The sequence below is a fragment of the Photobacterium sp. OFAV2-7 genome (assembly GCF_022347985.1).
Lineage (GTDB): Bacteria > Pseudomonadota > Gammaproteobacteria > Enterobacterales > Vibrionaceae > Photobacterium.
In genome coordinates, this window is the sequence record NZ_JAKRFQ010000389.1 from 1 (window position 1) to 4,587 (window position 4,587).

Annotated in this window: 4 protein-coding genes; all 4 read left to right on the top strand. The window is 51.1% G+C overall.

Features of this window, described 5'->3' with window-relative positions; translation table 11 throughout:
* The coding region (locus MHN01_RS17340) for a CinA family protein (protein WP_239412489.1) at positions 1-220 on the top strand (220 nt) is incomplete at its 5' end.
* A 131-nt stretch (positions 221-351) separates the two neighbouring features.
* Positions 352-1,398, top strand: coding sequence for a recombinase RecA (gene recA / locus MHN01_RS17345; protein ID WP_239412490.1), 1,047 nt, complete (start codon positions 352-354; stop codon positions 1,396-1,398).
* Between the two features lie 85 nt (positions 1,399-1,483).
* A complete protein-coding gene (recX, locus tag MHN01_RS17350) occupies positions 1,484-1,945 on the top strand; it encodes a recombination regulator RecX (RefSeq protein ID WP_239412491.1) in 462 nt (153 codons plus the stop codon).
* Between the two features lie 266 nt (positions 1,946-2,211).
* The coding region (gene alaS / locus MHN01_RS17355; RefSeq protein WP_239412492.1) for an alanine--tRNA ligase at positions 2,212-4,587 on the top strand (2,376 nt) is incomplete at its 3' end.

A 4,587-nucleotide genomic window follows, 5' to 3' on the forward strand; every position in this document is an offset into this window, starting at 1 on the left:
TCTCGCCGCAACCATCAGTGTGGCAATTAGCGGTATTGCCGGGCCGGGCGGGGGCACACCGGAAAAGCCAGTTGGCACGGTGTGTTTTGCCTGGGCAGATACCTCCGGTTGGATACAGTGCGAAACCTGTTTATTTGATGGTGATCGCAATGCTGTAAGACAGCAAGCTTGTCAAAAAGCCCTGTCAGGTATGTTGCAACGCCTGCAACTGCTGGGCTGAGCGGAAAATGATGTCATCACGAGAGTGACATCGAGCAAAAAAATTTTCATACAGTGCTAGACACTGTATGAATAGACAGTATACTAATCATCATTATCAGTACTTAATTTAAGCATCCGTTGGAGAGTCGAATGGACGACAACAAACAGAAGGCTCTTGCCGCAGCGTTAGGCCAGATTGAAAAGCAGTTCGGTAAAGGTTCCATCATGAAGTTGGGCGATAACCGCACTATGGATATTGAAACGGTTTCGACTGGCTCCCTGTCGCTTGATATCGCACTTGGCGCCGGTGGTTTACCAATGGGACGTATCGTTGAAATCTATGGTCCTGAATCATCAGGTAAGACGACGCTGACGCTTGAAGTGATTGCCGCTGCCCAAAAGCAGGGCAAGACATGTGCATTCATCGATGCCGAGCACGCCCTTGATCCAATCTATGCCCAGAAGTTGGGTGTTGATATTGATAACCTGCTGGTGTCTCAGCCAGACACCGGTGAGCAGGCACTGGAAATTGCAGATGCGCTGGCACGTTCAGGCGCGGTTGATATTCTGGTCGTCGACTCCGTTGCCGCACTGACACCAAAAGCCGAAATCGAAGGCGAGATGGGTGACAGCCACATGGGCTTGCAGGCACGTATGCTGTCACAAGCGATGCGTAAGATCACAGGTAACCTGAAAGCATCAAACTGTATGTGTATCTTCATTAACCAGATCCGTATGAAGATCGGTGTGATGTTTGGTAACCCGGAAACGACTACAGGTGGTAACGCCCTGAAGTTCTACGCTTCTGTTCGACTTGATATCCGCCGTACCGGTGCTATCAAAGACGGTGACGAAGTCGTCGGTAACGAAACACGCATCAAGGTTGTTAAGAACAAGATCGCAGCCCCGTTCAAGCAGGCTGAGACCCAGATCTTGTATGGTCAGGGCTTTAACCGCCTGGGTGAGTTGGTTGACCTTGGCGTGAAGAACAAAATGGTTGAAAAAGCCGGTGCCTGGTACAGCTATCAGGGTGACAAGATTGGTCAGGGTAAGGCAAATGCCTGTAAGTTCCTGGGTGAGCACCCTGAGATTGCCGAAGAGCTTGACAAGAAGCTGCGTGAACTACTGCTAACGACACCAGTTGAGCAGGAAGATGCGGCAGAAGAGAAAGATGCTGAGAAAGATCAGGCATTCTAAACACTCTGAACCTCGAGAATTTTGACAGCAACGGGCCCGGTACGCGAGTACTCGGCCCGTTTTGTATATGTAAGGCCTGAGAGCAATGAAAAAGCAAGCACCAAAGCAAAGCGCAAAAGAGGCGGCTATCGGCTATTTGTCACGTCGTGATCATGCCGAAAAAGAGCTGCGACAGAAACTAAAGACACGTGGTTACAGCGAGTCGGATATTACCGAGGCGATTGATTTTTGTCAGGATTACAACTGGCTTGATGATGCTCGCTATGCAGGCATGATGATGCGTAACGGTATCGCCAAGGGATGGGGTGAGCTGCGGATCAAGCAGGAAATGAAGATGAAAGGGGTGCATGGCACCATTGTCTGCCAGATCTTCGAGGAAAGTGATACGGATTGGTACGAGCAAGCCCGTGAGATTGCCCGGCGCAAGTTTGGTAATAGTGAGATGGACACTCCCAAGGAAAAAGCCCGTCGTTTTCGCTTTATGCAGTACCGCGGCTTTGATTTCGAGCAGATTAAGTACGCGCTGGATACCGATGACGACGAATAATATCGCCAGTCTCAACTTGCCTCTTGCTGCCAACATCCCCGGCTTGGCAGCACTGCCCTATATAAATTCCGTTAATTCTTAACATAACATTTCCCGTAGCGCCTGCCGTTGTTTTACAATAGCCCCCAAAGAATTTATCTTAGTTCGATTAAAGCCTGCTGACATAAGCTTCGGCCGTGTGGTGCGGAAGCTTGTTCACAGCAGTTACATCATCGCTTAAGTGCGATTTTTTCGGTTTTATAAAAGCATTTATTCAGGATTTGCCAATGTACATGAGCACTGATGAGATTCGCCGTGCGTTTCTTGCGTTTTTTGAGAGCAAAGGTCACCAGATCGTAGAAAGCTCTTCTCTTGTACCTGCTAACGACCCAACACTGTTGTTTACCAACGCAGGTATGAACCAATTTAAAGATACATTTTTAGGTCTGGAAAAGCGCAGCTACACTCGAGCGACAACAGCTCAGCGCTGTGTACGTGCCGGTGGTAAGCACAATGACCTAGAAAACGTCGGTTTTACCGCCCGTCACCATACCTTCTTCGAGATGCTGGGTAACTTCAGCTTCGGCGACTACTTCAAGCAAGATGCCATTAAGTATGCGTGGGAGTTTCTGACCGACGTACTTAAGCTTCCTCAGGACCGCCTGTTGGTCACTGTCTACGAGACCGATGACGAGGCATTCGACATCTGGAACAAAGAGATGGGGATCCCGGTGGATCGCATCGTCCGTATCGGCGACAAGAAAGGCGGCAAGCCATACGAGTCAGACAACTTCTGGCAAATGGGTGACACCGGCCCTTGTGGTCCGTGTACCGAGATCTTCTACGATCACGGTGAGCATATCTGGGGCGGCCGTCCGGGCACTCCTGAAGAAGACGGTGACCGTTTCATCGAAATCTGGAATAACGTATTTATGCAGTTCAACCGTCAGGCTGACGGTACCATGGAGCCACTGCCGAAGCCGTCAGTTGATACCGGTATGGGTATCGAGCGTATTGCGGCGATCATGCAGGGCGTCCACTCGAACTACGAGATTGATATTTTCCAGACCCTTATCAAAAAAGCCGCCGAGGTGATTGGTTACGAAGACCTGTCGAACCAGTCGCTACGTGTGGTTGCTGACCATATCCGTTCATGTGCCTACCTGATTGTTGATGGCGTAATGCCGTCAAATGAAGGTCGTGGTTATGTACTGCGTCGTATTATCCGTCGTGCCGTCCGTCACGGTAACAAGCTGGGTGCCCAGGGTGCCTTCTTCTACAAGCTGGTTGGCCCGCTAGCAGAGATCATGGGCACTGCCGGTGAAGAGCTGAAGAAACAGCAGGCGATGGTTGAGAAGGTACTGAAGATTGAGGAAGACAACTTCGGCCGTACTCTTGACCGTGGTATGACAATTTTGAACGATGCGCTAGATAGCCTAGACGGCAAGATGCTGGATGGTGAGACCGTATTCAAACTGTATGATACTTACGGTTTCCCGGCGGATTTGACCAACGACGTTGCTCGTGAGCGTGGTTTCTCAATCGATGAAGAAGGCTTCAGCGATGCCATGGAAGCCCAGCGTCAGCGTGCGCGTGAAGCCGGTCAGTTCGGTGTGGACTACAACGAAGCGATTAAAGTTGACGCTAGCACCGAGTTCTGTGGCTACACAGGCACTGACGGCGAAGGCGAGATTATTGCCCTGTACCGCGATGGTGAAGCTGTGGAGAGCATCAGTGCCGGTGAGGAAGCGCTGGTTGTGATGAACAATACGCCGTTCTATGCCGAGTCAGGCGGTCAGTGCGGTGATACCGGTGTGATGACAGCGGCGGGTATCCAGTTTGATGTCGCGGATACTCAGAAGTTTGGTGATGCTATCGGTCATAAAGGTACGCTGGCAGAAGGTGAGCTGAAGGTTGGCGACAAGGTGGCTGCGACCGTTGATGCAGCACGTCGTGCGGCAATCAGCTTGAACCACTCCGCAACGCACTTGCTGCATGCCGCACTTCGCAACCTGCTGGGCGAGCATGTGGCGCAGAAGGGCTCGCTGGTTAAGCCTGAGTCCTTGCGTTTTGACTTCTCGAACCTGGAAGCTGTGAAGCCTGAACAACTACGTGAAATCGAACGTGTTGTGAACGAGCAGATCCGCCTGAACCACTCAATCGATACCGATATTATGGATATCGAGGCGGCGAAGGAAAAAGGTGCGATGGCGCTGTTTGGCGAGAAGTACGACGACGAAGTCCGCGTGCTGAGCATGGGCGAATTCTCGACCGAGCTATGTGGCGGTATCCACGCCAACAATACCGGTGATATTGGCCTGTTCAAGATCATCTCTGAAGGTGGTATCGCAGCCGGTATCCGTCGTATTGAAGCGGTAACGGGTGAAGCGGCTATCGAAGCTCTGCACAAGCAAGAAGCGCTGCTGTCTGAAACAGCGACGCTGGTGAAGTCTGATGCGGCATCGGTAGCAACCAAAGTAAGTGCACTGGTTGCACATAGCAAGCAGCTAGAGAAAGAAATTCAGCAACTGAAAGATAAGCTGGCAGCACAAGAAAGTGCCGGTCTTATCAATCAGGCGCAAGACATCAACGGTGTTAAAGTCTTGATTTCCAAGCTAGACGGCGCCGATAACAAAGCCCTGCGCGGTATGGTTGATGAGCTG